This is a genomic window from Zobellella sp. DQSA1, from assembly GCF_041950555.1.
Taxonomy (GTDB): Bacteria; Pseudomonadota; Gammaproteobacteria; order Enterobacterales; family Aeromonadaceae; genus Oceanimonas.
Genome location: NZ_CP169531.1, coordinates 963152 through 988534, shown reverse-complemented (window position 1 = coordinate 988534; position 25383 = coordinate 963152). Strand labels below are relative to the sequence as shown.

The following is a 25383-nucleotide window of genomic DNA, read 5'->3' as shown; positions in this document are numbered from 1 at the left end:
ATGTAACGTTATAGACCCACTATCAGACTTACCATCATGGGAAGGTCAAGCCCAAAGAAAGATTTTTTCAACCGTTCACTATCATCCGCTCTGGCCGGTATCGGCACGGTCCGGCCCGGCCCGTTCAATCCTTCCGGAGCGGATAAACAGGACCACCAGGGTCAACAACAGCCCCGCTATGATGGGCCCCAGCAGGCTCCAGGCGTGCTTCAGGCTCGGTTCGCCAAACACCATGGGAGCCAGCTCCGCCGTAGCCCGCCAGGGCAGCCACCAGAACAGCACCAGGCTGACCAGGGTAAGGCCGCCCCAGCCCGCCAGCATCCAGGGGGAATGGTGCCCGCTCTTGGTCTCCCCCTGCAGGCACCACAGAAAACGCATCACCAGCAGGGTGGTGGCCAGGGCCCCGGCGCTCATCAGCACCGGCAGGAAAACCGCCAGTCCGACCCCCGGCAGATCCGGCACCAGCACCGACTTCATCGCCAGCTTGGCCACGGCCCCGCTGGTCAGCGGCAAGCCCGCCAGGGACAGTCCCGGCAGCGCCACCAGCAGCCACCACAGCGCCAGCCCGCCCCGGTGCACCGGTCGTGCCAGGCCGGTGGCGAGAAACAGGGCGCCCTTGGCCAGGCCATGGTGCAACGCATAGAGGCCGATCACCGGCATCATGGCCGCCGCCTGCCCGGGAGCCGCCACCGCAGCCCCCACCAGCAGGGTCATCAGCCCCATTTGACTGATGCTGGAATAGGCCAGTATGATTTTGGGCGCCTGCTGCATCAGCCCCAGCAGGGCCCCGCCGAGGGCGCCGACCGCGCCCGCCAGCACCAGCCCCTGGCCGAGGGCTTCCTGGCCGGGCAACCCTAAGGGCAGCAGCAGCACCCAGCCCAGCAGCCCGGCCTTGATCATGGCCCCGCTGAGCACGGCGCTGGCCGGGGTGGGCGCGACCGGGTGGGCCAGGGGCAGCCAGAAATGCAGCAGCGGCAAGCCGGCCTTGACCCCGAACCCCAACAGCAGCAACAGGAATATCGGGCCACTCCACTGGCCTGCCGCCACGGCGGGGGCCAGCTCGGCCAGCATCATGCTGCCTGCCCGGTCGGCCGCCAGCAACAGCCCGGCCAGCAGCATCATCTCCCCCAGCAGCGCCATCACCAGGTAGACCTTGCCGGCAAACAGCGCCCGCGGAGTCTGATCGTGGATCACCAGGCCGTAGCCGGCAAAGGTCATAAGCGCGAAGAAGGAATAGAAGCTCGCCAGATCCAGCGACAGTATCAGGCCCAGGTTGCCGGTCAGGGTCAGGGCCCACAGCAGGTAGAAACGGCGGCGACGTCGCTTCAGGTAGCCTACCGCGTAGAGCCCGGCCGACAGCCATAGCAGCGTCGCCGCCAGCAGCATCAGGCGGCGCAGGTCGTCCAGCCCCCAGAGGGCGCCGGTCAGCAGATAAGGCAGGGAAAGACCCAGGGGTTCCCGATAGGCCAGGGCCAGCAGCAACCCCGGCAGCGGCATCAGCACCAGTCCCAGCCGCCAGGCCTGGCCGCCCCTCGCCAGGGCGGCCAGCGGCAGCAGGCCCAGGGGCAGCAGCACGACCAGCACCAGCAGCGCGGTCATGGCAGATACTCCCGCAAGGCGATCAGCCGCGCCCAGCTCAGGGGACTGAAGGGCGCCGTCGCCAGCACCCCGGCCAGCACGGTGAACAGGGCGGTGCACAGGGCCGGCCACAGCAGCCAGCCGCTGGTCTCCAACCGGCCCCGCCCCCGCTCCTGCGGCCAGTAGACGGGCTCGGGGCGAAACCACAGCCGGTGCACTATCGGCAGGAAATAGGCGGCATTGAGCAGGCTGCTGGCGAGCAGCACCGGCAGCACCCACACCATACCCGCCGCCAGCGCCCCCGAGCCCAGCATCCACTCGGTGATAAAGCCCGCCAGGGGCGGCGCCCCCATCATGCCGAAGGCGCCGATGGTAAAGGCGATGCTGGTGCCGGGCATGCGCCGCCCGGCGCCGTCGAGCTGGTCGATGCGGGTCACTCCCAGGGTTTCTGCATAGTTGCCGGCGCAGAAAAACAGGGTCACCTTCATGATGCCCTGATGCAGCAGGTGGACCAGGCCGCCGACGGTGCCCACGGGGCCGAACAGGGTCACCCCCAGTATGATGTAGGACACCTGGCTGACGGTGGAAAAGGCCAGCCGTCGCTTCAGGTTGTGCTGGCGCAGGGCCTGTAACGAACCGTACAACACGGTGAAGGCGGTCAGCCAGGCCAGGGGCTGCAGCAGCCCCAGCAGCTGGCTGAATTCGATGCCGTAGATATCGTAGACCACCCGTACTATGCCGAAGGCACCGGCCTTGACCACCGCCACCGCGTGCAGCAGGGCGCTGACCGGCGCCGGCGCCACCATGGCCCTCGGCAGCCAGCCGTGCACGGGAAAGATCGCCGCCTTCACCGCCAGGCCGCCGATCAGCAGCACGAAAATCATCGACAGGGTACCGTACAACGCCGGATCGAGGTCGCTCAGTTGACCGGTGGCCCGGAAGTTCAGATCCCCGACCAGGGCGTGCAGCCAGGCGATGCCCAACATCAGCACCACACCGCCGGACAGGGTATACGCCAGGTAGTTGTTGCCCGCCCGGAGAACCTGGACGTTGCCCCTGTGCACCACCAGCGGGTAGGTGGACAGGGTCAGCATCTCGTAGAACAGCAGAAAGGTGAACAGGTTGCCCGCCAGGGCGATGCCCATGGTGCTGGCCACGCACAGGCTGAAGAAGCCGAAGAAGCGGCTGCGGTTCGGCGAGCCCTCCAGGTAGCCCACCGCGTAAATGGTGGTGAACAACCAGAGCAGGGCGGACAAGGCGGCGAACATCACCGACAGGCCGTCCGCCTGCAGCACGAAACTCACCCCCGGCGCCAGGGGGAAGCTCAGGCCGTAGTCGGTGCCCCGGAACACCCCCCAGGTCATCACCGCCACCAGCCCCAGCTTGATCACCGCCGCCAGCAGGTTGACCAGGGTACGGCGGCCATGGCTCTGCTCCGGCAGCATAAAGATGATCAGCGCCGCCAGCAGGGAAGTCATGATCACCAGCACCGGCATCCAGGTGGTGAGGTTCATGGCCCGCCCTCCCCGGTGAAAGGCAGGGCCAGCACCGCCAGCGGCCACTCCGCCACGAAACCGAGTCCGATGGCCATCAACGCCAGCACCATGGGGATCACCTCCAGCCCCCGGGGCGGGTGGTAGAAGGTATCTTCACTCCCCTTTTCGAGAAAGGAGGCGCGAAAAATACGGAACAGGTAGAGCGCCGACATCAGCCCCCCCGCCACCAGCAACAGTATCCACCACCACTGACCGCTGCGGATGCTGGCCTGCAGCAGCAGCCACTTGGCGACGAAGCCGCCGGAAGGCGGCAGCCCCATCAGGGACACCGCCGCCAGGCCGAAGGAAAACAGCGAGAAGGGCAGGAAATGGCTCACTCCGGCCAGGGCATCCACCCGGTGGCTGCCCACCGCCAGGATCAAATTGCCCGCCGCCAGGAACATGGCGGCCTTGGCCAGGGCGTGACTCAGCAGGTGCAGCATGACCCCCTGGCGGGCCAGCTCGACCGTCTCGCCGCCCAGGCTCAGGGGAAACAGCAGGAAGAGGTAGCCTATCTGCGCCACCGAGGAATAGGCCACCACCATCTTCAGCCGCTCCTGGCGCAACGCCAGCCAGCTGCCCACCAGCACCCCGCCGGCGCCCAGGGCCCCCAGCGCCTGGGCCAGCCACCAGCCGTAAGCCCCCTCCCCCATCCCCCACCACAGGCGGGCGAAAATATAGAAGGACGCCTTCACCACCAGCGCCGACAGCAGGGCACTGACCGGCGACTTGGCGATGCCGTGGGCCGGGGGCAGCCAGAAGTGCAGCGGAAACAGGGCGGTCTTGAGCGCCAGGCCGGCGGCGGCGAGGAGGATCACCAGGAGCGGCGGCGGCCGCTCGGCGGCGAGCGCCGTCAGGCCGGACAGGGACAGGGTGCCATAATCGCCGTAGAGCAGAGCCACCGCCAGCAGATAGCCCAGGGAGCCCAGCAGGGCGGCGAACAGATAGCGCAGGGCGGCGCGCAGCGCCCCGGCCTCCCCGCCCAGTGCCACCAGTCCCACCGCCGCCAGGGTGATAAGCTCCAACCCCACATAGAGGTTGAACAGATCCCCCGCCAGCCAGACCCCGTTCAGTCCGGCCCAGAGAAACCAGAACAGGGGCCAGAAATAACGCTGGTAGCCTTTGGCGGCATCCAGGTAAACCCCCGCATGCAGGGCGGCGGCCGAGGCCACCAGAGCGGTGAGCAGTACAAAGGTCACCGCCATGCCGTCCACCCTGAGTTCTATCCCCAGGGGAGCCGGCCAGCCGCCCAGGGCGTAGTACTGCCCGCCCTCCCGGGCGACGGTCAGCCACAGGCCCACGGACACCAGCGCCTGCAGCAGGACGCCGGCCCAACAGAGCCAGTAGCCCCGCCGAAAGTCCACCAATACGGACATCACCGCCCAGGCCAGGGGGGTGAACAGCAAACCGGGGATCAGCAGCGCCAGCATCAAGGATCGGGCCCTCGGTCCAGGCTGCTGTGCCCGCTCAGGTGGTACCAGCGCCGGATCAGCACCAGCGCCAGGGCGGTGGCCGCCAGCGCCACCACTATGCCGGTCAGCACCAGCGCCTGGGGCACGGGATCGGCGACGCCGTCGGGCTGGGCCAGGCCGACCAGCAGCAGAAAGGTACCCGAACCCATCAGGTTGAAGGCCATCAGCCGCCGCAGCAGGTGGCGGCCGAGCAGCAATCCCGCCAGCCCGATGCCGCACAGCGCCACCGCGGCCAGCACATAGAGTGCCACCTGGCTCATGAGTCATCCTCCCTGTCGGCCCCGGACAGCTGCGCCGGCGCCACCGCGAACAACCCCACCAGCACCATGGCGATGGACAGGGTCAGCATGGCTTCGATCAGCAGGATCAGGATGCCCGCCCAGGCGGGCGGGTAGGCAAGGAAGGCATCTCCGCGCACCGCGCCGGTCACCGCCACCAGCAGGAAGACGGCAAAGCCGACTACCAGACCCAACCGCAGCATCAGCCCCGGCCGCAGGAAAGGGAGCGGCACCCCGCCCAGGCGCAGCAGCACCCCGGTGGCGCCCAGCACCGAGCCGGCCTGGAAGGCACCGCCGGGGCGGTCGCTACCCGCCCACAACAGGTAGGCGGCCAGTACCAGCAGCAGCGGCACAAACCAGCGCATCAGCGCCTGCAGCAGTGGGTCTTGGGTACGCAGTTCCTGCGCCTCCAGAGACGCCACGGCGCGCATGGACAGGCCGGCCAGCCCCGCCACCATCAGCACCCCTATCTCCAGCAGGGTGTCGTAACTGCGAAAATTCAGCAACACGGCGGTAATGGCATGATCCACGCCACTGTCCGGCAGTCGTTCGGCCACCTGCAGACGCAGATCCACCGCCGCCTCCCGGGCCATTACCTGCCAGGCGGTATAGCCCAGGGCCCCGGCCAGCGCCAGGCTGGACAACAGCACCAGCATCGCCTTCATCTGTCCTCCTCACCGGGAGGCGCCCTGTCGTCGGCGCGGGGCTCCCGGAAATGACTCACCGCATCCAGCAGCAGGACCCCGGTCAGGCCGGCGCCGAGGGCCGCCTCGACCAGTGCGATATCCGGAGCATGGAGCCGCACCCAGGCCAGGGCCATCAGCAGGCCGAAGCCCATGAACATCACCACGGCGCGGAACAGATCCGAGGACAACAGGGTCCCCAGGGCCGTCAGCAGCAGGGCGATAACCAGGAACAGATCCGGCAACAGTTCAATCATGATGTTCCTCCTCGTCCCGCCGTCGCACCGCCAGCGCAACCAGGTGGGCGGCGGTGGCGCTGGCGGCCAGCGCCAGCAGCCAGATCAGTACCAGCTTGGCCGCCACCGCCAGCGAAGCGGCAAAGGGCAGCACGCCCAGGATGATCAGGCCCAGCCCCAGATTGTCCACCTTGGTCAGGGCATGGATGCGGCTCAGGGTGTCGGGAAGACGGAACAGGCCCAGGGTACCGACGGCGTAAAAGAAGCACCCCGCCAACAGCAGCAGGCTCTGCACCAGTTCAAGGGGCGTCATGGTCTCGCCCTCCCGCCTTGTCGTCCCGCTCCTTGTCGATGCGCACCACCCGGGTCACAAAGGCCACGGTGGCCAGGATGGCCAGCACCGCCAGCACCAGGGCCACGTCCCGTAACGCCGGTTCATTCATGGACTCTGCCAACACCAGCAGCAGGGCGATGCCGGTGGTACCGAACAGCTGAGCCGCCAGCATGCGATCCGCCGCCGCCGGCCCCCGCCACACCCGCCACAAGCCGAGCAGCAGACTCAGCAGCAGCAGGCCGGCCACCAGGGACAGCACCGTCGCCATCAGGGCCAGTCCCCCGGCAGTTCGAACAGCAGGGCGACATGGCGCTCGGCGTCGCGCATCGACGCCGTCACCGGCATGTCCAGATCCAGGCAATGCAGCTCGAGGCCGCGTTCATGCAGCTGCACCGACAGCGTGCCCGGCAACAGGCTCAGCACATTGGCCAACAGCCAGCGCGGACCGCCGGCGGGCAGACGCAACGGCAGTATCCGGATGCCGGGATTGACCGGCAGGGAAGGTAGCAACAGCCGGCGTGCCACATCGAACCCGGCGGCCGTCGAGCGGGTGACGAAGAAAAAAAGAAAGCAGGGAAGCCGGCGCAGGCGGATGCGGTATCCGCTCGGCGGGAACAGCCCGGAGGTCAGCAGGGCCACCACCAGCGCGACGGCCACCCCGAGGGCAAGCGCGGAAATTTCGCCCTCGGTCAGCACCCACCAGAGTATCGCCAGCGCCAGGAAACGAACCATAGTCGTCCTTTACGTAATTGATTCTGTTATAAAAGACTATAGGACACCGGGGCCGGGTGCAGGCAGGTTTCGCTTTCTCGGGTGACCGGATGGCGGCCGGAAGGGCCGGCCGCCATCGCTGTTACGGCTGTTCGTTCGCGGGGGCGGAGAGCTGTTCCAGAATCGCGCAGTCGGGATGATCATCTCCCGGGCAGGCGGCGATCAGTTGTTCCAGGGTGGTTTTCATGGCGGCCAGCTCCCGCATCTTGCTCTCCACTTCCGCCAGGTGCTGCTCGGCCAGCTCGCGTACCGCCCGGCTGGCCCGGTGCGGATCCTGCCGGAGCCTGAGCAAGTCTTCTATCTGGCGGATGGAAAAACCCAGCAGCCGCGCCTGGCGAATGAACTTGAGCTCCTCGACGCTCTGCCGGTCGTATTGTCGGTAGCCGGACTCGGTGCGGGCCGCCGGCTTGAGCAGACCGCTCTGCTCATAGTGGCGGATCATCTTGGCCGACACCCCGGCCCGCCGCGCCGCTTCTCCGATATTCATGGGAACCTCCGTAGTGTCATCATCCGCTATTGTACCCCGCCCCTGGATGCCCGCGCGGGCATGATGGTACAGTGTCACTCCCGAAGGCGGGAGTCCAGGGTGTAAGCGGGTCAAAAGACGTTCATACCCGGCTCAGGCAGGCGGGTAGCCGGCCTCCGCCAGGGCCTCGACCAGTTCGTCCCGGCCGGCACTGCTCTGCACCTGCAGGCGGTGCGCCGGCAGGTCGAATTCCAGTATACAGTCCGGGTCCAGCGCTTTCAGCGCCCGGGTAATGGCACCGGTGCAGTGGCCGCAGGTCATATCGGGCAGGGTAAAGGTCAGCATCACTCTCTCCTCGGATTTTGTTGCATCACCCCGTTACTTTCAACCTTACCACAAGGGTAAGGTCAAGCCCTTTTTACGACCGTCCCAGCCGCCGCTCCTTGATCCAGGCATAGAGCGCCGGTATCACCAGCAGGGTCAATATGGTCGAAGACACCATGCCGCCCACCATGGGGGCGGCGATGCGGCGCATCACCTCGGAGCCGGTACCCGTGCCCCACATGATCGGCAGCAGGCCGGCCATCACCGACACCACCGTCATCATCTTGGGCCGCACCCGCTCCACCGCCCCCTCGATAACGGCGGCATAGAGATCGGCCGCCACCGGGGGCCGCCCCTCCTCCCGACACTGGCGGCACAGCTTCTGCCAGGCCTGATCCAGGTAGATCAGCATGATCACCCCGGTCTCGGCCGCCACTCCGGCCAGGGCGATAAAGCCCACCGCCACCGCCACGCTCAGATTGTAGTCGAGCCACCACAGCAGCCAGACTCCACCGATCAGGGCGAAAGGCACCGACAGCATCACGATCAGGGTCTCGGTCAGGCGTCGGAAGTTGAGGTAGAGCAACAGGAAGATCAGCGCCAGGGTAGCCGGTACCACCAGCTTCATCTTCTCCATGGCCCGTTCCATGCTCTCGAACTGGCCGCTCCACACCGCGTAGTAGCCGGGCGGGAACGGCACCTGATCCTGCACCGCCTGGCGGGCCTCGGCCACATAGCCGCCGATGTCCCGCTCACGGATGTCGACGTAAATATAGGCCGACAGCAGGCCATTTTCGGTGCGGATGCCCGGTGTGCCCTGCTCGATGCGGATGTCCGCCAGTTGGCCGAGCGGGAGCAGGGCCCCGTCCATGCCGGCCACCAGCACCTCGCGGGCGATGGTGTCCGGGTCGCCGCGCAGTTCGCGCGGGTAGCGCAGGCTCACGCCGAAGCGCTCCCGCCCCTCCACCGTGGTGGTCACCAGCTCGCCGCCCAGGGCGGCGGCGATCACCGACTGCACCTCGGCCATGCTCAGGCCGTAGCGCGCCAGCTGGTGTCGATCCGGGCTGATGGTGAGGTAGTAGCCCCCGGTCAGGCGTTCGGCGAAGGCGCTGCTGGTGCCCGGCACCTGCCGCACCACCGCCTCTATCTGCCGCGACAGCCGCTCGATCTCCTGCAGATCCTGGCCGAACACCTTAATACCGATGGGGGTCCGGATGCCGGTGGAGAGCATGTCGGTGCGCGCCTTGATCGGCATGGTCCAGGCGTTGGCGATGCCGGGCAGGCTGACCGCCTGGTCCAGCTCGGCGATCAACCCGTCCAGGGTCAGGCCGGGCCGCCACTCCCGCTCCGGCTTCAGGTTGATCACCGTCTCGAACATCTCGAGCGGGGCCGGATCCGTGGCCGAGTTGGCCCGCCCGGCCTTGCCGAACACCGAAGCCACCTCGGGAAAGCTCTTGATGATCTTGTTCTGGCTCTGCACCAGCTCGGCCGCCTTGGTCACCGACATGCCCGGCAGCGAAGCGGGCATAAACAGCAGGGTGCCCTCGTTGAGGCTGGGCATGAACTCGCTGCCGAGCCGGGCATAGGGCCACCAGCTACTCACCAAAGCCGCCACCGCCAGCAGCAGGGTCAGCTTCTTCCAGCGCAGCACGCCGTGGATCCAGGGCCGGTACAGCCACATCAGCAAGCGGTTGACCGGGTTGCGCCGCTCGGCAATGATGCGGCCGCGCACAAACATCAGCATCAGCACCGGCACCAGGGTCACCGACAGCAGGGCGGCCCCGGCCATGGCGAAGGTCTTGGTATAGGCCAGCGGCGAGAACAGCCGTCCCTCCTGATCTTCCAGGGCAAACACCGGCAGGAAGGACACCGTGATGATCAGCAGGCTGAAGAACAGTGCCGGCCCCACCTCCTGGCAGGCCTCCAGCATGATGGCGTGGCGCGATGTGCCCGGCGGTGCCCGCTCCAGGTGCTTGTGGGCGTTTTCGATCATGACGATGGAGGCGTCGATCATGGCGCCGATGGCGATGGCAATACCGCCCAGGCTCATGATGTTGCTGCCCAGCCCCAGGACACGCATGCAGATAAAGGCGAACAGGATGCCGAGCGGCAGGGTGACGATGGCCACCAGGGCGCTGCGCGCATGAAGCAGGAACACAAAGCACACCAGGGCGACCACCAGGCTTTCTTCCAGCAGCTTGAGGCTGAGGTTATCGATGGCACGCTGAATAAGCTCGGATCTGTCGTACACCGGCAGCAGTTCCAGTCCCTCGGGCAGGCCCGGCGCCAGCCGGGCCAGGGTCTGCTTGAGGTTGTCGATCACCGCCAGGGCGTTCTCGCCGTAACGGGCCACGGCGATGCCGCCGACCACTTCGCCCTCGCCATTGAGCTCGGCCAGGCCACGCCGCTCGTCCGGGCCCAGTTCGATGCGGGCGACATCCCCCAGCAGCACCGGCACCCCCAGGCTGGCCTTGAGCACTATCTGGCGCAGATCCTCCATCCCGGTCAGATAGCCACGCCCCCGCACCATGTACTCGGTTTCACTCATCTCCACCGCCCGGCCACCCACGTCCAGGTTGCTCTGGCGGATGGCCTCGGCCACTTCCATAAACGACAGACCGTAGGCACGCAGCCGCACCGGATCCACCACCACCTGATACTGGCGCACAAAGCCGCCCACCGTCGCCACTTCGGCCACGCCCTGGGCCTGGGTCAGCTGGTAGCGAATAAACCAGTCCTGCAGGGTGCGCTGCTCGGCCAGATCGTGCCGGTCGGACTGCAGCGCGTACTGGTACACCCAGCCCACCCCGGTGGCGTCGGGCCCCAGGCTGGGCGTGACCCCCGCCGGCAACTGGCCGGCGGCGCCATTAAGGTATTCCATCACCCGCGACCGGGCCCAGTAGAGATCGGTGCCGTCTTCGAAGATCACGTACACGAAAGAGGCGCCGAAGAAGGAGAAGCCCCGCACCACGCTGGCCTTGGGCACCGACAGCATGGCGGTCACCAGCGGATAGGTGACCTGATCCTCCACCACCTGAGGCGCCTGGCCGGCGTAGTCGGTATAGACGATGACCTGCACGTCCGACAGATCCGGAATGGCGTCCAGGGGCGTCTGCCGTACCGCCTGGAGGCCGCCGATCACCAGCAGTCCGGTCAGCAGCAGCACGATCAGCCGGTTGTTGAGCGACCAGGCAATGATTGCGTTCAGCATGCTCAGTGCCCTCCCTGCGCCGCATGGGCATGCTCGCCGGCCAGCATAGCGCCGTGGTCATGGCCGGCCTCCTGTACCATGGGAGCGCTGCCGTGGCCACCATGATCGTGGCCGTCGTCCTGTACCATAGGAGCGCCGCCGTGGCCGTCATGCTCCCGGCCATCGCCCGCTCCTTCCGGCCCGGCGCCGCCGTTCATGCCCTGCAGGGCGGCCATCAGGTTGCTTTCGGCGTCGATCAGGAAGTTGGCGGAGGTCACCACCCGCTCGCCCGGGGCCACCCCGGCGGTCACCTGCCAGTAGCCGTCGTGGCGGCCGGCGGTGGTCAGCTCCCGCGGCTCGTAGAGCCCCTCGGCCAGGGCGATGATGGCCACCCGGCGCCGGCCCGAGTCGATGATCGCCGAGTCGGGCAGCGCCACGCCCCGGCCGAGGGCGTGGTGCAGTTGCACCCAGGCGAACTGGCCGGGTTTGAGCCGACCGCCGGGGTTGTCCAGCTCGACCCGGACCCGGAGGGTGCGGGTGTCGCCGTTCAGCACCGGGGCCACGAAGGCCACCCGGCCGTCGAAGGTCTCGCCGGGGTAGGCTTCCAGGCCGATGGAAACCGGCTGGCCCGGCTCGGCCAGCGCCAGATCCTGCTCGGGGATCTCGACCTGCAGCCAGAGCCGGGACAGATCGGCCAGCCGGAACAGTTCATCGCCGGGCATGAAACGGGCGCCTTCCAGCACCGGCTTGGCCAGCACGGTGCCGCCGCGCGGCGCCGGATAGGCGATGGTGCGGCTGGGCTCGCCACCCCCGCGCAGGCGCACCAGCTCCGCCTCGGGCAGCTGCCACAGCTGCAGCCGGCGCAGGCTGCTGTCGGCCAGTTGGGCCAGCCCCCGGCGCAGCGCCTCGTCGCCCCCGGCCAGCCGCTGCAGGCCCCGGTGCGCCAGGCGGTATTCCTGGGCGGCGGCGTAGAGCTCGGGGCTGTATACCTCGAACAGCGGCTGGCCGGCTTCCACCCGCAGGCCGGTTTCCTTCACCAGCAGCCGTTCGACCCAGCCCTCGAAACGGGGCGCCACCGAGAACAGGGCACCCTCGTCCGGCTCCAGGGTCGCCACCGCCCGCAGGTTGCGGCTGAAGTCGCGCTCCTGCACCGCTTCGGTCCTGACCCCCAGCTTCTGTACCTTGTCGGCGGACACCCTGACCTGGTTGGGGCCAGTCACCTCGCTGGCATAAACGGGGATGTAATCCATGCCCATGGGATCCTTCTTCGGCACCGGCGAGGTGTCGGGCAAGCCCATGGGATTGCGGTAATAGAGGATGCGCCCGGCCGGCTCCGCAGCCGGCTCGTGCTCGAACACCGGGATATAATCCATGCCCATGGGATCCTTCTTCGGCACCGGCGAGGTATCGGGCAGCCCCATGGGGTTGCGGTAATAGAGGATGCGGGGGCCGGCGTCGGCCGCCTGGGGAACATGGGCGGCCTGCTGCTGGCCCAGCCAGTAGCCGCCGCCCGCCAGCATCAGCCCCGCCCCCAACAGCAGCAGTGTGGACATGGCTTTCATCATTGTTCTCCTGTCAGGGTCAGCAGGGCGTTTTCGGCCCGAAAACGTGCCACCTCGGCCCGCAGCTGGTCCTGGCCGAGCCGGCGGAGCTGCTGCCGGGCGTCCAGCAGCATGGCAAATTCCACCCGGCCGGTGGCGTAGCCCGCCAGCGCCGATTCGAAGGTCAGCTCCGCCTGGGGCAGCAGGCTGTGCCGCAGCAGCTCCAGTTGCTGCCGGCTGCCGTCCCGCCGGGCCACCAGGCCGTACACGGCCTGCTCCAGCTCGCGCCGGCCCGCCTCCTCCAGGGCCTGGCTGCGCGCCAGCATGGCGCCGGCCTCGGCCCGTTCCGCCCGCCGCGCGCCCTGCTGCAGGGGCAACCGCACCGACAGCATCAGCTCGATGTTGTCGAGCCCGTTGCCCATCTGCACCGCCGACAGCCCCAGCCCCACCTCGGGCCTGTTGTTCAACTGGCTGAGCCGGTAGCGACTGTCGGCGCCCTGCCGCCGCTGCGCCAGTGCCTTCAGGCCCGGGTTGCGGGCCCGGGCCCGTTCCCCCCAGTCGGCCTCGGTGCCGAGCAATTCGGGCAGGCTGTCGGGCTGGCCGCCCAGGGCGGCCGGCGCCAGGTTAAGCAGGCCGGCCAGCTCGGCCCGGGCCGCCTCCGCCTCGGCCAACAACGCCAGTTGCTCGTTGCCGAGCATGGTGCGCTCGGCCTGGGCCCGCAGTACCTCGGCCTAGGCGCCGAGACCGACGGCATAACGCTGCTGGGCGGCCTGCTCGATCTGCTCGATCCGCAGCACCGGGTCGTCCCAGGCGCTGGCCATGACGATGGCCTGTCGGCTGGCCTCGACCTCGGCGGACATGGCTGCGAGCGCAGGATTGTGCCGCTCGGCCAGTTCCAGCAAGGCCGGCAGACCGAGGGAGGCAGGGGTTTCCGCCAGGGCGGGATTCATCAAGGCAAGGCCGACCAGCACGGCGGCCAGCCGGCCACCAACGGTGCGGCGCGGGGGTTCTTTCATGGGAGCATCCACTGTTCTATAACCATGGTTACAGCATGGATGTTCAACCTGATGCCAAGCTGACGGCAGCATTACATTTCTGTCATCCGGGCGGATGGCGGGAACAAAATGGTAAAGTGGCCGCCATGGCATACCGTTACCTCACAGACCCGACAAGGAGTCCGACCGACAAGATGGGCAGCTTTCTCTCCCTGACCACCCGCCTGAGCATCCTGTTCGGCGTGACCATGATCGGCATCTGGAGCCTGGTCAGCCTGGTGCTGATCCAGTCCCTGGACCACCATTTCGACCGCCAGGACCAGGCCGACATCCAGGGCAAGCTACAGTTGGCCCGCAACTTCCTCGCCACCCACCTGCAGGGCGATGGCCAACGCTGGCCCCTGCTGGAGGAACACCTCAACGACGCCCTCTCCGGCCACGGCAGCCACTATATCCTGATGCTGGATGCGGACGGCCGGGTGCTGGTCGATGCCCGGCCGGCCGGCGCCCGCCAGCCAGGGCTGGAACGCCTGCCCCTGGCGCTGTCGCCGTCGGCCAGCTGGCAGGAAAAATGGGAAGAACGGGGCGTCGTCTATCGCGGCCTGGCGGAATGGGAAGTCGTCGGCCCGCCCAGGCCCGACACCCCCGAACGGGTGCTGGTCCGGGTGGTACTGGACACCAGCTACCACCAGCACTTCATCGACGACATCGAGAAGGGGCTGGCCTGGTTTACCGGCGGCATCGCCCTGATCTCGGTGCTGCTGGGCTGGCTGGCCTCCCGCCTGGGGCTGAAGCCGTTGCGGGAGCTGGCCTCGGTGTCCACCCGGGTCAGCGCCGCCAAGCTCGGCCACCGGCTGTCACTGGATAGGGCCCCGGTGGAGCTGCACGCCCCCATCCAGGCCTTCAACGCCATGCTGGATCGGCTGGAAGACTCCTTCCGGCGGCTGTCCGAGTTTTCCTCGGATATCGCCCACGAGCTGCGCACCCCGGTCAACAGCCTGATGATGCAGACCCAGGTGGCGTTGTCGCGGGAACGCGACGCCGACGACTACCGGGAAGCGCTGTACAACAACCTGGAGGCAGCCGAACGGCTGGCACGGATGATCGGCGAGATGCTGTTCCTGGCCAAGTCGGAGCAGGGACTGCTGACCGTGCAGGCCGAACAGGTCGACCTGGCCGGGGAAGTGGACGAACTGCTGGAGTTCTTCGAGCCCCTGGCCAGCGAGCAGCAGCTGCGGCTCCGGCGCCGGGGCGAAGCCCGGCTGCACGGCGATCGCGCCATGCTGCAGCGAGCCTTCAGCAACCTGCTGTCCAATGCCATCCGCTATACCCCGGCCGGGGCCGAGATCCGGGTGGAGATAGGGCGGGACGACGACGCCGTGATGGTGGCCGTCGCCAACCCGGGTCCCCCCATCCCCGCCGAGCAGTGGCCGCGCCTGTTCGATCGCTTCTACCGCGCCGACAGCGCCCGTCAGTCGGTGACCGATGGTACCGGCCTGGGGCTGTCCATCGCCCGGGCCATCGTCCAGGCCCACGGTGGTACCCTGTCGGTGCACTCCGACGAGCACGAAACCCGGTTCAGCGCCCGCTTTCCCCGGGCGGTCCCGCCAGGGGAGCCCGTTTAAGCCGGAGCGAGTTACCGATGACCGACAGCGAGCTGGCGGTCATGGCAACCACCCCCACCATGGGGTGCAGCAGTCCCAGGGCAGCGATGGGAATGGCGGCCAGGTTGTAGCCGGAGGCCCACAGCAGGTTTTCGACTATCTTGCGGAAGGTCAGCCGCGAGAGGTGCGCCGCCTGCACCACGCCGCCGAGCCGGTCGCCGATCAGGATAACGTCGGCAGATTCCACCGCCACATCGGCGCCGGCGCCGATGGCGATGCCCACATTGGCCTGTTTCAGGGCCGGGGCATCGTTGATGCCGTCTCCCACCATGGCCACCCAGGGCCCCACTTCGGCCTGCAGTTCCCGCACCTTGTCGATCTTGCCTTCCGGCAACACATTGGCGTAGACGCTGTCGATGCCCACCTGGGCCGCCACATGGCGGGCGGCCCGCTCGTTGTCGCCGGTGAGCATGACGGTGCGGATACCCATGGCCCCGAGCGCGGCCACCGCCTCCCGGGCATCGGCCTTGAGGGTGTCGGCGATGGCCACTACCCCGATCAGACGACGCTCCCGGGCCACATAGAGGGCGGTCTTGCCTTGCTCCTCCAGCCCGGCCAGCGCTCCCGCCAGCTCGTTCGTGTCCAGCCCGCATTCGGCCATCCAGCGGCCGTTGCCCACCCGCACCAGGGCTCCCTCGATGCGGGCCTGCACGCCCCGGCCGTTGAGGGCTTCGAAGCCCTCGAGCGGTGGCAGCGCCAGGCGGGCTTCTCCGACCCTGTCCCGCAGCGCCTGGGCGATGGGATGTTCGGATCCAACCTCGACCGCCGTGGCCAGCACCAGCAGTTCGCCTGCCGATACGCCCCCGGCCGGCACCAGATCGGTCACCACCGGCCGGCCCAGGGTCAGGGTGCCGGTCTTGTCGAACACCACCACCCGGATGTCCTTGAAGGTCTGGATGGCCTCGCCGGAGCGGTACAGTATGCCCAGTTCGGCGCCCCGTCCCGCCCCCACCATCAGGGCGGTGGGCGTGGCCAGGCCCAGGGCGCAGGGACAGGCGATCACCAGCACCGCCACGCTGGCAAGCAGGGCCACCAGGGGCGCCGACAGTTCCGGATTGACCCAGGGCAGGAAGCCCGCCCCCCAGTACAGTATGCCCCGCAACGACTCGCCGAACCCCAGCCAAATCACCAGGCTGAGCAGGCTCACCAGCAGCACCAGGGGCACGAAGCGGCCGGTCACCCGATCCGCGAACTCCTGGATCGGCACCTTGGAGCCCTGGGCCCGCTCCACCAGGGTGATCACCTGGGCCAGGAAGCTATCCTCCCCGACCCTGGTGGCCCGTACCCTGAGCAGGCCCTCCTTGTTGATGGTGGCCCCGATCACCCCGTCGCCGGGGACTTTCTCGACCGGCAGCGACTCGCCGGTGGCCAGGGACTCGTCCACATGGCTGGCCCCCTCGATCACCTCGCCGTCGGTGGGAATTTTCTCGCCGGGGCGTACCACCACCAGGTCGCCGGGCCGCACCTCGCCGATGGGCAGCTCCACCTCTTCGCCGTCGCGCAGCACCCGGGCACTCTTGGCCCCCAGTTCCAGCAACTGGCGGATAGCCTGGGAGGCCCGGCCCTTGGCCCGGCTTTCCAGGTAACGGCCGAGCAGGTGGAAGGTCATGATGGTGGCGGCCATTTCCATAAAGGAGGTCATGGGGAACAGGAAACCGACCAGGCCGATCAGGTAGGGCGGCAGGCTGCCCAGGCTGATGAGCACGTCCATGTTGGCGGTTCTGTTGGTGAGCGCCTTCCAGGCGGACACATGGGTGGCGGCACCGGCGACGAAGACCGGCGCCACCGCCAGCAGGGCGACCAGCAGCAGGTAGCCCGGCACGGGTAACCAGAACATCTCCACCATCATCAGCAGCATGATCAGGGTGGTGGGCACGCCGGCCAGCCACAACCGCCGGCGGGCATCACGCTGATAGACTTCCTCGGCCTCGGCGCCATCCTGGGCTTCCCCCTTCAGACCGGCGCTGGCCACTTCGTAGCCGGCCCGCTCGACCGCCGCCTTGAGCGCGGCCACATCGGTCCGGCCGGCATCGAACATCACCGTGACCTGGTGGGTGGCAATCCGGGTGCTGATCGCCGTGACCCCGGGTAAGCGCCGCAGCGAGGTGCTGACCAGGCCGGCGCAGTGATCGCTGCCCATGCCGGGGACGATCAGGGTCGCTTCGGCAGGCCCGCCGCCCGTCGTCCTGTCGGAGGCCTTCGCCTCCCTTGGTATGCTGTCCATCATCTCTTCTCCTTATCTGGCAGCGGGGCCGCTCGCCCCCGGCAAGCGCGGAAAAAAGGCCGGCACCCGTTGCCGGTAGACCTCCCATTCGGCACCGAAGGCGTCCCGGGTGACTTGCTCCTCCTGCCGGGCCAGGCGCACGTACATCACCACCAGCACCGGGAACATCAGCAGGGTCAGGAGCGTCGGCCACTGCAGCAGGAAGCCGGCCATGATCAACACGAAGGCCGCATACTGGGGATGGCGGAGTCGGGCATAGGGCCCGCTCCGGGCCAGTTGCCCCTGGTGCTGGGCCCGGTAGAGCACCCGCCAGGCGCTGGCCAGCAGCAGAAAGCCGCCGAAGATCAGGATATTGCTGAGGATATGCAGCAGGCTGAAATGGGGGTTGCCGCTCAGCCCGAGCAGGGTGCTCCACAGGTGGCCGGCGTCGTGGCTCAGGGGATCCAGCTGCGGGTAGCGCCCCTGCAGCCAGCCGGCCAGCAGGAACAGGGTCAGCGGCACGCCGTACATCTCGACGAACAGCGCCACGATAAAGGCGGCGAAGGTGCCGAAGGTACGCCAGTCCCGCTTACTCTGCGGCCTGAAGAAGCTGAACGCGAACAGGATGAACACCAGGGAGTTGAGCACCACCAGTCCCCAGAGGCCATAGGCTGGAATACTATGATCCATAAGTTCAGTCCCCCTTGTGGTGGTGATCGCCATTGCCACCCCGACCGCCATGGCCCCGGTGCATAAACAGGTGCATCAGGGGGCAGAGCAGGATGATAAGGTAGGGCAAGGCGCCCAGCAGGTGGGCGCGGTGCTCCTGCCACAGAAAGAACAACGCCATGGCCGCGAATACCAGCAGAACGAGCCAGAAGCCGCGGGGCCCGGATGCCGGGCCAGAGTTGGAATCCTTGTTCATGAGGATCTCCCGAAGGGGCCGGCCCCGGTAAAAGACCGGCCGCCGGTGGTTAGTGCTGCATCTGGCCCATGCCCATCTGGCCCATGCCCATCTGCCCCATCATCTGCCGGCACATGGCCATGTGTTCTTCCATCTGCGCCATGGACTGGGTCATAAACTCCAGGTGTTCCGCCAGCAACCGCTCGCGCTCGGCGGGATCCTGCTCCTGTTGCAGCGCCGCCATCTGCTCGCGCATGGTCTGCATCCGCTCCTGCATCATGCCCATCTGCTGCTGCCGCTCCATCATGGCGGCGGCATCGACCGGCTTGGCCGGTTCGGCGGGGGCGTGGTGGGCTTCTTCGGCCAGCACGGGAGACAGGTTCAGCATCAGGCCCAGGCCGGCGGCGATAAGGATATGCTTGCTCATGGTGATATTCCTCTTGGTCTGTAAACGGGAAGGCACGGCCACCGACGGAGGCTCAGGTGCGTTCCCAATTGATAACGGGACAAGGCGTTAACCGGTACCGGGCACGAATGGCCCCGGCAGGTAGCGGGAAGATCAAATACGCAGGCGAACGGTGGCGAGATAGCGCGGCAGCTTGGCCTGGGGCGGCGCCCCGGGCAGGGCCTGCATCGCCAGTATACGCAGGTGCGAAATCGCCGGCAGCGGCTCCGGATAGGGGGACGCCAGGAACGGCGTGAGCAGCCGTCCTTGGTCGCCCTGCTTGATAAAGGGCTCGGATTCATCCAACCCCTGCTGATGGCAGAGCACCTCTTCGGCCTCGGCCTGGTGGGCCAGGCTGTCGAACACCGGCTCGGCCAGGCAATGGAGGGGCAACAACAACACCCACAGGCTCAGCAGGCACACCAACAGGCTTGCCACCGGCCCTGATCTTTCATTGCTGAACGGGTGCTTCATGCTCCCTCCCGGATATGGCCGGATCAAACACAAGGATCCGGATGTTTTAAGCTTAGGAGGGGTCGACACCCCCTGCCTTGATTCGGGTCAAAGGATCGCCAGGCACCAGTATCTTTTTGAATAAGCGAGCCGCCTTTTCCGACAGCCGGCAGCGTATCAGGCACAACTTTCCGGGAGATGACGCCATCATGACAACCTTGTAATGATGGCGTCATGGGCGGGTCAGGTACGGGGGTTAACCTTGAGCTGGCGCCCCGAGCGTGCTAAAGCTAACGCACCGCACACCATGAAAAAGCCGATGAAACTGCTGGTAATAGAAGACGAAATCAAGACCGGGGACTACCTGCACCGGGGGCTGACCGAGGCCGGCTTTGTGGTGGATCTGGCGCGTACCGGGCTGGATGGCCACCACTTGGCGATGGTCGAACCCTATGACCTCATCATCCTCGACGTAATGCTGCCCGATGTGAACGGCTGGCGTATCGTGCAGTCGCTGCGCGACGAGGGCAAGCCGGTGCCTCTGCTGTTCCTGACCGCCCGCGACAGCGTGGAGGACAGGGTCAAGGGGTTGGAGCTCGGTGCCGACGATTACCTGGTCAAGCCCTTCGCCTTTGCCGAACTGCTGGCGAGGGTCCGCTCCCTGCTGCGCCGGGGCAGCACCGCCCCGCAAGATGACTGCCTGCGGGTGGCCAACCTCACCCTGGAGCTCTCCCGGCGCCGGGTCAGCCGGGGATCCGAGCGAATCCACCTCACCAACAAGGAGTTTGCCCTGCTGGAGCTGCTGGTGCGCCGTCGGGGAGAAGTGCTGCCCCGCTCACTGATCGCCTCCCTGGTATGGGACATGAACTTCGACAGCGACACCAATGTGATCGACGTAGCCATCCGCCGGCTGCGCGCCAAGATCGACGACGGCTTCGAGCCGAAGCTTATCCAGACGGTGCGCGGCATGGGCTATACCCTGGAGCTGCCCGGAGCATAAAAAAGCGGGCCAAATGGCCCGCCAAAAGGTTATGACATCGACGTTTTCACTGACTCATACCAGATCTGCCAGTACTTGCTCCAGCAGATCCAGCCCCTCGTTGACCACTTCCAGCGGCGAGGTCAGCGGCGGCAGGAAGCGGATCACGTTGCCCCGTACCCCACAGGACAACAGGATCACGCCCTGCTCTATGCCCTTGGCCACTATCGCCTTGGTCAGCTCGGGATTGGGCTGATCCACATCCCCATCGTGGATCAGCTCCATCGCCACCATGGCGCCCAGGTTGCGCACCTGGCCGATATGGCGGGGATACCTGGCCTGCAGCTCGGACAGGCGCTTGTTCATCAGCTCGCCCAGGGCCAGGGCCTTGGCGCACAGCTGCTCTTCTTCGATGATCTTCAGCACTTCCAGCGCCGCGGCACAGGCCAGGGGGAAGGCCGCGTAGGTGCCCCCCAGGCCGCCCGGGTTGGCGGCGTCCATGATGTCGGCCTTGCCGACCACGCCCGCCAGGGGGAAGCCGCCGGCGATGCCCTTGGCCATGGTCATCAGGTCCGGCTCTATGCCGGCGTATTCGGTGGCGAACAGCTTGCCGGTACGGGCGAAGCCGGTCTGGATCTCGTCGCAGACAAGCAGGATACCGTGCCGGTCACAGATAGCGCGCAGTTGCTGCAGGAAAGACGGCGGTGCGGGGTAGAAACCGCCCTCGCCTTGCACCGGCTCGATGATGATCGCGGCCACCCGACCCGGCTCGATGTCGCAGTGGAACAGCTCGTCCAGCGCCTTGAGCGACTGGGCCTCGGTCACGTCATGGTAGGCGTTGGGGAACGGCAGATGGTAGATCTCGCCCGGAAAGGGGCCGAAACCGGCCTTGTAGGGCGCCACCTTGCCGGTCAGGCCCATGGCCAGGTTGGTCCGGCCGTGGAAGCCGCCGTTGAAGGCGATGACGCCGCTGCGCTTGGTGTGGGCGCGGGCAATCTTGACCGCGTTCTCCACCGCCTCGGCGCCGGTGGTGACAAACATCGCCTTCTTGCGACTGGGACCGGGAGCCAGCTCTACCAGTTTCTCGGCCAGTTCGACCACGCTCTCGTAGGGGGTGACCATGGCGCAGGTGTGGCTGAAGCGCTCCAGCTGGGCGGCCACGGCGGCCTGGATGCGCGGATGGCTGTGGCCGGTGTTGACCACGGCGATGCCGGCGGCGAAGTCGATATAACGACGGCCTTCCACGTCCCAGATCTCGTTGTTCCTGGCCTTGTCCACGTAGAGGGCGGCCATGTTGCCCATGCCCCGGGCGAAGACGGCATCTTTGCGTTGTTGCAGTTCTTGGTTCTTGCTCATCGTGTTGTCTCCTGAAAAATCCTGCTCAGCGGATGCCGCCCATGCACAGGTATTTGGTTTCCATGTAATCTTCCAGCCCCTGGGCGGAGCCTTCACGCCCCAGGCCGGATTCCTTGACGCCGCCGAAGGGCGCCGCTTCGTTGGAAATAATGCCTTCGTTGATGCCGACCATGCCGTACTCGAGCGCCTCGGCCACCTTCCAGATGCGAGCGTGGCTCTCGGTATAAAAATAGGCGGCCAGGCCGTAGGGCGTGTCGTTGGCGATGGCGATGGCCTCGGCGTCGTCCTTGAAGCGGATCACCGGCGCCACCGGGCCGAAAATCTCCTGCTGGGCGATCTCCATGTCCTGGGTCACCTTGGCCAGTATGGTCGGGGCGAAAAACAGCTCGCCGGCCGGATGGCGCCGGCCGCCGGTGACCAATTCGGCGCCCTGGCTCTGGGCCTTGTCCACCATGGCGGCAATCTTGTCTATCGCCGCCCGGTTGATCACCGGGCCCAGGGTGGTGCCATCGTTCAGGCCGTTGCCCACCACGAACTGTTCCACTTCTTCTTTGAAGCGGGCCATAAAGGCATCGTAGATGCCGTCCTGCACCAGGATGCGGTTGGCGCACACGCAGGTCTGGCCGGCGTTGCGGAACTTGGACGTCAGGGCACCGCTCACCGCCGCCTCCAGATCGGCGTCGTCGAACACAATAAAGGGCGCGTTGCCGCCCAGCTCCAGGCTGAGTTTCTTCACGGTGTCGGCGCTCTGGCCGTAGAGCAGCTTGCCCACCCGGGTAGAGCCGGTGAAGGACAGCTTGCGCACCCGGCTGTCGCCGGTCAGCACCTGGCCCACTTCCGCCGCCCTGGAACTGGTGATCATATTGATCACCCCGGCGGGTATGCCGGCCTGCTCGGCCAGGGCCATCAGCGCCAGGGCGGAGAAAGGGGTTTCCTCGGAGGGCTTGACCACTATGGTGCAGCCCGCCGCCAGCGCCGGCGCTATCTTGCGGGTGATCATGGCGTTGGGAAAGTTCCAGGGAGTGATAGCGGCCACCACCCCGATGGGCTGCTGGATGCTCAGGGTGCGCTTGTCGGCGGTGGGTGCGGCGAACAGCTTGCCGTAGGCGCGTTTGCCTTCCTCGGCATACCACTCGATATAGGAGGCGCCGTACAGCACCTCGCCCCGGGTTTCGAACAGCGGCTTGCCCTGCTCCAGGGTCATCAGCCGGGCCAGCTCTTCCTTGTGCTCGATGACAAGATCGAACCAGCAACGCAGCAACCGGGCCCGCTCCTTGGGATTGAGCGCGCTCCAGCCGGCCAGTGCCTGGCTGGCCGCATCGATGGCGGCACGGGTTTCGTTTACCCCCATGTCGGGCACCTGGCCCAGCAGCTCGCCGGTGGCCGGATTGTAAACGGGAATGGTCGCGCCGCTCTCGGCCCGGCACCAATTTCCGGCGATGTAACCGGCCTCTTTGACTAGGTTGCTGTTTACTGCAGAAATGCTCATAGGAACTGCGCCTCGGTGTTGATTCCATGCTTGCCCGGGCAACCGGGCCGACCACCGGCCACTGAACCGGCACCGCCATCACAAAACCGGCTGAAAATATCCGATTACCGTGACCGCCCTCGCGCCAGCGTTGGCCATACTTTGATTGCATGTTAGCCTTGCGCTTAAAGTCCTATAAATGATCACGTATCAACATTTACATTGAAGAACATCAAACTATGAGCCAAGCAAGCAGACCCGTACTGGGACAAATCGGTGATTATGAAATCCGCCTGCTGAAACTGTTCAAGACGGTGGTGGAATGCGGCGGCTTTTCGGCGGCGGAAACCGAGCTCAATATCAGCCGCTCCACCATCAGCGTGCACATGGCCAACCTGGAAAACCGGTTCAAACTCAAGCTCTGCCGCCGGGGTCGCTCCGGCTTCGCCCTGACCGACGACGGCATGGTGATCTACGAATCCGCCAAACGGTTGTTCGCCCGGCTGGAGGAATTTCGCTATACGGTGAACGAACTGCACGAGCAGCTCACCGGTGAATTGAAAATCGTGTCCAGCGATAACATCTGGCTGGAAGACGACTTTCCCATGGCCGATGTGTTCGCCGCCCTGGGCGAGCAGGCGCCGGATGTGAACGTGAGCGTGGACGTGGCCCACATGGGTGAGATCGAACGGCGGGTGCTGAACGAAGACGCGGACATCGGCTTTATCCACTACCACCGGGATCTGGAAGGGCTGGAGTACCACCACCTGTACAAGGTGCGTTGCTTCCTCTACTGCAGCGACCGCCATCCGCTGTTCTATGCCGAAGACGACGGCTTTATCGGCGAGCACCTGGGCGACTACAAGCTCATCCACCCCGGCATCTATACCAACCCGGAGGCCAGCGCCCAACTGACCGGCATGCGCCTGGCGGGACGGGCCTACCACTACGAGCCGAGGGCGGCGCTGATCCTCTCCGGCCAGTATATCGGCTTTTTACCCGAGAGCTTCGCCCGCCGCTGGGTGGAAAGCGGCCGGCTCAAGGCACTGCTGCCGGCGCACAAGAACCACGAACTCGGCATCTCCGCCATCACCCGCAGCCACGGCCGCCAGAGCCGGTTGAAGGAGCTGTTCCTGCAATTGCTGCAAAACCACCTGGTAGCCGCCCCCTGAGTCCGCCCGGCCGGTTGCGCCCGTGACCGGCTTCACATAAAACCAAACAAATCTGCTTCAGTTATGCACCGTTTTGGTGCTTACTACTGCACCAGACTGGGTTTTCCGCTTTTTGTTTGACTCGGCTCAAACCAAACATGAATCATTATGTATTTAACCCATGGCGGCGCTGTCGCAGACTGCATACACCCAAAGGGGTAACCAATACTAAATACTGACTTTGAGCCCGGCTCAAAGAAGATGGAATGTGATAACACAAGGGACTACATCATGACTCGTATCTGGAGCTCCGCTCGTACCAAAATTGCCGCTTCCCTTATCGCCGTAGCCGGCATGGGCGCCACCATGGAAGCCATGGCCGCCGACGTGACCTGGCGCTTTACCAACCTCTACTCCCGTGGCACCGCCTTCGGCGATGTCTACCAGTCCTTCGCCGACAAGATCGAAGCCGACTCCGACGGTCGCATGAAGATCAACATGCTCTATGCCGGCGAAGGCGTCGACACCGCCGGCATCATCGGCGCCACCAAGTCCGGTCTGCTGGACATGGCCGCCCCCTTCCAGCCCATGCACGCCGGTGAAATCCCCTTCGGCGTGGTCGAAGTGGGCCTGCCCGGCTCCAGCGGCAGCCTGGAAGAACTGAACGCCCTGTTCCACGAAAAGGGCTGGGGCGAAATCCTGACCGAGGCCTACGACCGCCACGGCCTGGTGTGGCTGGATCCCTACTTCCAGCCCGGCGTCTACGTCATCACCAAGAAGAAAATCGAGTCGATAGAAGACTTCAAGGGCCTGAAGATCCGCGCCCCCGGCGCCTACGGCCGTTTCTTCCGTGAGCTGGGCGCCTCCCCGGTCAACCTGGCCTGGGGCGAGATCTACACCAGCCTGGCCACCGGCGTTATCGACGGCACCATCGGCTCCAACCTGATCGACCACCGGGACGGCAACTTCGCCGAAGTGGCCAAGTACATGTACCCGCTGCCGGTGTCCAGCGCCCAGGCCCTGCCCGTACTGGTGAACAAGAACGCCTGGAACAAGCTACCCGACGATCTGAAGGAGGTGGTGCGCGACGCCGCCAAGTGGCATGCCCAGCAGCAGGCCGAAAAGTCCGCCCTGTGGGAACAGGAAGCGGTGGAAGACATGCAGAAGATCGGCATGCAATGGGGTCCCGAAGCGTCCGATGCCGACCAGGCCCAGTGGCAGCAGGCTGCCGAAGCGGTCCAGGCCCACTATGGCAAGACCGACAAGTACAGCGCCCAACTGGTCGAGCTGCTTAAGTAATTCCACTCCAGAAACTGCCCCGCCCGTGCGGGGCATCTGCTTTCAACCCACGGATGCA

The 25383-nt window shown here is 66.3% G+C and carries 26 protein-coding genes; 4 read left to right on the top strand and 22 right to left on the bottom strand.

The window, feature by feature from the left end; genetic code table 11:
• Positions 1 to 81 precede the first annotated feature (81 nt).
• The 15 genes from ACEVBK_RS04755 to ACEVBK_RS04685 all read right to left on the bottom strand — a co-directional run bounded on the left by ACEVBK_RS04755 (position 82) and on the right by ACEVBK_RS04685 (position 13424).
• A complete protein-coding gene (locus ACEVBK_RS04755) occupies positions 82 to 1599 on the bottom strand; it encodes a proton-conducting transporter membrane subunit (protein ID WP_375057446.1) in 1518 nt (505 codons plus the stop codon).
• The gene (locus ACEVBK_RS04750) at positions 1596 to 3092 is read right to left on the bottom strand and encodes a complex I subunit 5 family protein (RefSeq protein WP_375057445.1); all 1497 of its coding nucleotides are present in this window, start codon (positions 3090 to 3092) and stop codon (positions 1596 to 1598) included. The genes ACEVBK_RS04755 and ACEVBK_RS04750 overlap by 4 nt, the downstream gene beginning before the upstream one ends.
• Positions 3089 to 4543: a complex I subunit 5 family protein gene (locus ACEVBK_RS04745; RefSeq protein ID WP_375057444.1), complete on the bottom strand. Its 1455-nt coding sequence runs from the start codon at positions 4541 to 4543 to the stop codon at positions 3089 to 3091. The genes ACEVBK_RS04750 and ACEVBK_RS04745 overlap by 4 nt, the downstream gene beginning before the upstream one ends.
• A complete protein-coding gene (locus ACEVBK_RS04740; protein ID WP_375057443.1) occupies positions 4543 to 4845 on the bottom strand; it encodes an NADH-quinone oxidoreductase subunit K in 303 nt (100 codons plus the stop codon). The genes ACEVBK_RS04745 and ACEVBK_RS04740 overlap by 1 nt, the downstream gene beginning before the upstream one ends.
• A complete protein-coding gene (locus ACEVBK_RS04735; protein WP_375057442.1) occupies positions 4842 to 5528 on the bottom strand; it encodes an MnhB domain-containing protein in 687 nt (228 codons plus the stop codon). Before ACEVBK_RS04735 ends, ACEVBK_RS04740 begins: the two co-directional genes overlap by 4 nt.
• Positions 5525 to 5803, bottom strand: coding sequence for a Na(+)/H(+) antiporter subunit B (locus tag ACEVBK_RS04730; protein ID WP_375057441.1), 279 nt, complete (start codon positions 5801 to 5803; stop codon positions 5525 to 5527). The genes ACEVBK_RS04735 and ACEVBK_RS04730 overlap by 4 nt, the downstream gene beginning before the upstream one ends.
• Positions 5796 to 6095 carry a monovalent cation/H(+) antiporter subunit G gene (locus tag ACEVBK_RS04725; protein ID WP_375057440.1) on the bottom strand — a complete coding sequence of 100 codons (300 nt, stop codon included), beginning with the start codon at positions 6093 to 6095 and terminating at the stop codon, positions 5796 to 5798. The genes ACEVBK_RS04730 and ACEVBK_RS04725 overlap by 8 nt, the downstream gene beginning before the upstream one ends.
• Positions 6082 to 6384 carry a monovalent cation/H+ antiporter complex subunit F gene (locus tag ACEVBK_RS04720; RefSeq protein WP_375057439.1) on the bottom strand — a complete coding sequence of 101 codons (303 nt, stop codon included), beginning with the start codon at positions 6382 to 6384 and terminating at the stop codon, positions 6082 to 6084. Before ACEVBK_RS04720 ends, ACEVBK_RS04725 begins: the two co-directional genes overlap by 14 nt.
• Positions 6384 to 6848 carry a Na+/H+ antiporter subunit E gene (locus ACEVBK_RS04715; RefSeq protein ID WP_375057438.1) on the bottom strand — a complete coding sequence of 155 codons (465 nt, stop codon included), beginning with the start codon at positions 6846 to 6848 and terminating at the stop codon, positions 6384 to 6386. The genes ACEVBK_RS04720 and ACEVBK_RS04715 overlap by 1 nt, the downstream gene beginning before the upstream one ends.
• Before the next feature lie 121 nt (positions 6849 to 6969).
• Positions 6970 to 7374: a Cu(I)-responsive transcriptional regulator gene (cueR, locus tag ACEVBK_RS04710; RefSeq protein ID WP_375057437.1), complete on the bottom strand. Its 405-nt coding sequence runs from the start codon at positions 7372 to 7374 to the stop codon at positions 6970 to 6972.
• A 132-nt stretch (positions 7375 to 7506) separates the two neighbouring features.
• Positions 7507 to 7698 (bottom strand): heavy-metal-associated domain-containing protein, encoded by a 192-nt coding sequence (locus tag ACEVBK_RS04705; RefSeq protein ID WP_375057436.1) that lies wholly within the window; start codon positions 7696 to 7698, stop codon positions 7507 to 7509.
• Between the two features lie 73 nt (positions 7699 to 7771).
• Positions 7772 to 10888: an efflux RND transporter permease subunit gene (locus ACEVBK_RS04700; protein ID WP_375057435.1), complete on the bottom strand. Its 3117-nt coding sequence runs from the start codon at positions 10886 to 10888 to the stop codon at positions 7772 to 7774.
• 2 nt (positions 10889 to 10890) lie between these two features.
• Positions 10891 to 12420: an efflux RND transporter periplasmic adaptor subunit gene (locus tag ACEVBK_RS04695; protein WP_375057434.1), complete on the bottom strand. Its 1530-nt coding sequence runs from the start codon at positions 12418 to 12420 to the stop codon at positions 10891 to 10893.
• Positions 12421 to 12428: 8 nt separating this feature from the next.
• Positions 12429 to 13106 (bottom strand): TolC family protein, encoded by a 678-nt coding sequence (locus ACEVBK_RS04690; RefSeq protein ID WP_375057433.1) that lies wholly within the window; start codon positions 13104 to 13106, stop codon positions 12429 to 12431.
• Between the two features lie 33 nt (positions 13107 to 13139).
• Positions 13140 to 13424, bottom strand: coding sequence for a hypothetical protein (locus tag ACEVBK_RS04685; RefSeq protein ID WP_375057432.1), 285 nt, complete (start codon positions 13422 to 13424; stop codon positions 13140 to 13142).
• A gap of 173 nt (positions 13425 to 13597) precedes the next feature.
• On the opposite strand from ACEVBK_RS04685, the gene ACEVBK_RS04680 reads away from it, so the two are divergent.
• Entirely contained in the window at positions 13598 to 15028 is a 1431-nt protein-coding gene (locus tag ACEVBK_RS04680; RefSeq protein ID WP_375057431.1) for a heavy metal sensor histidine kinase, read from the top strand.
• Here ACEVBK_RS04680 and ACEVBK_RS04675 read toward each other — a convergent pair.
• The 5 genes from ACEVBK_RS04675 to ACEVBK_RS04655 form a co-directional block, all read right to left on the bottom strand.
• On the bottom strand, positions 14982 to 17294 hold the full coding sequence (locus ACEVBK_RS04675) for a heavy metal translocating P-type ATPase (protein WP_375057430.1): 2313 nt from the start codon (positions 17292 to 17294) through the stop codon (positions 14982 to 14984). The genes ACEVBK_RS04680 and ACEVBK_RS04675 overlap by 47 nt on opposite strands.
• 9 nt (positions 17295 to 17303) lie before the next feature.
• On the bottom strand, positions 17304 to 17960 hold the full coding sequence (locus ACEVBK_RS04670) for a methyltransferase family protein (RefSeq protein WP_375057429.1): 657 nt from the start codon (positions 17958 to 17960) through the stop codon (positions 17304 to 17306).
• A 4-nt stretch (positions 17961 to 17964) separates the two neighbouring features.
• Entirely contained in the window at positions 17965 to 18195 is a 231-nt protein-coding gene (locus ACEVBK_RS04665) for a DUF2933 domain-containing protein (protein ID WP_375057428.1), read from the bottom strand.
• Between the two features lie 49 nt (positions 18196 to 18244).
• Positions 18245 to 18601: a hypothetical protein gene (locus ACEVBK_RS04660; protein ID WP_375057427.1), complete on the bottom strand. Its 357-nt coding sequence runs from the start codon at positions 18599 to 18601 to the stop codon at positions 18245 to 18247.
• Between the two features lie 132 nt (positions 18602 to 18733).
• Positions 18734 to 19057 (bottom strand): hypothetical protein, encoded by a 324-nt coding sequence (locus ACEVBK_RS04655; RefSeq protein ID WP_375057426.1) that lies wholly within the window; start codon positions 19055 to 19057, stop codon positions 18734 to 18736.
• Positions 19058 to 19391: 334 nt separating this feature from the next.
• Here ACEVBK_RS04655 and ACEVBK_RS04650 point away from each other — a divergent pair, with 334 nt between their 5' ends.
• Positions 19392 to 20072, top strand: coding sequence for a heavy metal response regulator transcription factor (locus tag ACEVBK_RS04650; RefSeq protein WP_375057425.1), 681 nt, complete (start codon positions 19392 to 19394; stop codon positions 20070 to 20072).
• Between the two features lie 54 nt (positions 20073 to 20126).
• Here the strand turns inward: ACEVBK_RS04650 and gabT are convergent, their stop codons facing one another.
• The gene (gabT, locus tag ACEVBK_RS04645; protein WP_375057424.1) at positions 20127 to 21407 is read right to left on the bottom strand and encodes a 4-aminobutyrate--2-oxoglutarate transaminase; all 1281 of its coding nucleotides are present in this window, start codon (positions 21405 to 21407) and stop codon (positions 20127 to 20129) included.
• Positions 21408 to 21432: 25 nt separating this feature from the next.
• Positions 21433 to 22896 (bottom strand): NAD-dependent succinate-semialdehyde dehydrogenase, encoded by a 1464-nt coding sequence (locus tag ACEVBK_RS04640; protein ID WP_375057423.1) that lies wholly within the window; start codon positions 22894 to 22896, stop codon positions 21433 to 21435.
• A 218-nt stretch (positions 22897 to 23114) separates the two neighbouring features.
• On the opposite strand from ACEVBK_RS04640, the gene ACEVBK_RS04635 reads away from it, so the two are divergent.
• On the top strand, positions 23115 to 24047 hold the full coding sequence (locus ACEVBK_RS04635) for a LysR family transcriptional regulator (RefSeq protein WP_375057422.1): 933 nt from the start codon (positions 23115 to 23117) through the stop codon (positions 24045 to 24047).
• A 270-nt stretch (positions 24048 to 24317) separates the two neighbouring features.
• The gene (gene dctP / locus ACEVBK_RS04630) at positions 24318 to 25325 is read left to right on the top strand and encodes a TRAP transporter substrate-binding protein DctP (RefSeq protein WP_375057421.1); all 1008 of its coding nucleotides are present in this window, start codon (positions 24318 to 24320) and stop codon (positions 25323 to 25325) included.
• The last annotated feature ends 58 nt before the right edge of the window (positions 25326 to 25383 follow it).

Excerpts from the sequence above, each read along its gene's own strand:
- ACEVBK_RS04755 (WP_375057446.1), bottom strand. The coding sequence starts at position 1,599 with ATGACCGCGCTGCTGGTGCTGGTCGTGCTGCTGCCCCTGGGCCTGCTG.
- ACEVBK_RS04750 (WP_375057445.1), bottom strand. The coding sequence starts at position 3,092 with ATGAACCTCACCACCTGGATGCCGGTGCTGGTGATCATGACTTCCCTG.
- ACEVBK_RS04745 (WP_375057444.1), bottom strand. The coding sequence starts at position 4,543 with ATGCTGGCGCTGCTGATCCCCGGTTTGCTGTTCACCCCCCTGGCCTGG.
- ACEVBK_RS04740 (WP_375057443.1), bottom strand. The coding sequence starts at position 4,845 with ATGAGCCAGGTGGCACTCTATGTGCTGGCCGCGGTGGCGCTGTGCGGC.
- ACEVBK_RS04735 (WP_375057442.1), bottom strand. The coding sequence starts at position 5,528 with ATGAAGGCGATGCTGGTGCTGTTGTCCAGCCTGGCGCTGGCCGGGGCC.
- ACEVBK_RS04730 (WP_375057441.1), bottom strand. The coding sequence starts at position 5,803 with ATGATTGAACTGTTGCCGGATCTGTTCCTGGTTATCGCCCTGCTGCTG.
- ACEVBK_RS04725 (WP_375057440.1), bottom strand. The coding sequence starts at position 6,095 with ATGACGCCCCTTGAACTGGTGCAGAGCCTGCTGCTGTTGGCGGGGTGC.
- ACEVBK_RS04720 (WP_375057439.1), bottom strand. The coding sequence starts at position 6,384 with ATGGCGACGGTGCTGTCCCTGGTGGCCGGCCTGCTGCTGCTGAGTCTG.
- ACEVBK_RS04715 (WP_375057438.1), bottom strand. The coding sequence starts at position 6,848 with ATGGTTCGTTTCCTGGCGCTGGCGATACTCTGGTGGGTGCTGACCGAG.
- cueR (WP_375057437.1), bottom strand. The coding sequence starts at position 7,374 with ATGAATATCGGAGAAGCGGCGCGGCGGGCCGGGGTGTCGGCCAAGATG.
- ACEVBK_RS04705 (WP_375057436.1), bottom strand. The coding sequence starts at position 7,698 with ATGCTGACCTTTACCCTGCCCGATATGACCTGCGGCCACTGCACCGGT.
- ACEVBK_RS04700 (WP_375057435.1), bottom strand. The coding sequence starts at position 10,888 with ATGCTGAACGCAATCATTGCCTGGTCGCTCAACAACCGGCTGATCGTG.
- ACEVBK_RS04695 (WP_375057434.1), bottom strand. The coding sequence starts at position 12,420 with ATGTCCACACTGCTGCTGTTGGGGGCGGGGCTGATGCTGGCGGGCGGC.
- ACEVBK_RS04690 (WP_375057433.1), bottom strand. The coding sequence starts at position 13,106 with ATGCTCGGCAACGAGCAACTGGCGTTGTTGGCCGAGGCGGAGGCGGCC.
- ACEVBK_RS04685 (WP_375057432.1), bottom strand. The coding sequence starts at position 13,424 with ATGAAAGAACCCCCGCGCCGCACCGTTGGTGGCCGGCTGGCCGCCGTG.
- ACEVBK_RS04680 (WP_375057431.1), top strand. The coding sequence starts at position 13,598 with ATGGGCAGCTTTCTCTCCCTGACCACCCGCCTGAGCATCCTGTTCGGC.
- ACEVBK_RS04675 (WP_375057430.1), bottom strand. The coding sequence starts at position 17,294 with ATGATGGACAGCATACCAAGGGAGGCGAAGGCCTCCGACAGGACGACG.
- ACEVBK_RS04670 (WP_375057429.1), bottom strand. The coding sequence starts at position 17,960 with ATGGATCATAGTATTCCAGCCTATGGCCTCTGGGGACTGGTGGTGCTC.
- ACEVBK_RS04665 (WP_375057428.1), bottom strand. The coding sequence starts at position 18,195 with ATGAACAAGGATTCCAACTCTGGCCCGGCATCCGGGCCCCGCGGCTTC.
- ACEVBK_RS04660 (WP_375057427.1), bottom strand. The coding sequence starts at position 18,601 with ATGAGCAAGCATATCCTTATCGCCGCCGGCCTGGGCCTGATGCTGAAC.
- ACEVBK_RS04650 (WP_375057425.1), top strand. The coding sequence starts at position 19,392 with ATGAAACTGCTGGTAATAGAAGACGAAATCAAGACCGGGGACTACCTG.
- gabT (WP_375057424.1), bottom strand. The coding sequence starts at position 21,407 with ATGAGCAAGAACCAAGAACTGCAACAACGCAAAGATGCCGTCTTCGCC.
- ACEVBK_RS04640 (WP_375057423.1), bottom strand. The coding sequence starts at position 22,896 with ATGAGCATTTCTGCAGTAAACAGCAACCTAGTCAAAGAGGCCGGTTAC.
- ACEVBK_RS04635 (WP_375057422.1), top strand. The coding sequence starts at position 23,115 with ATGAGCCAAGCAAGCAGACCCGTACTGGGACAAATCGGTGATTATGAA.
- dctP (WP_375057421.1), top strand. The coding sequence starts at position 24,318 with ATGACTCGTATCTGGAGCTCCGCTCGTACCAAAATTGCCGCTTCCCTT.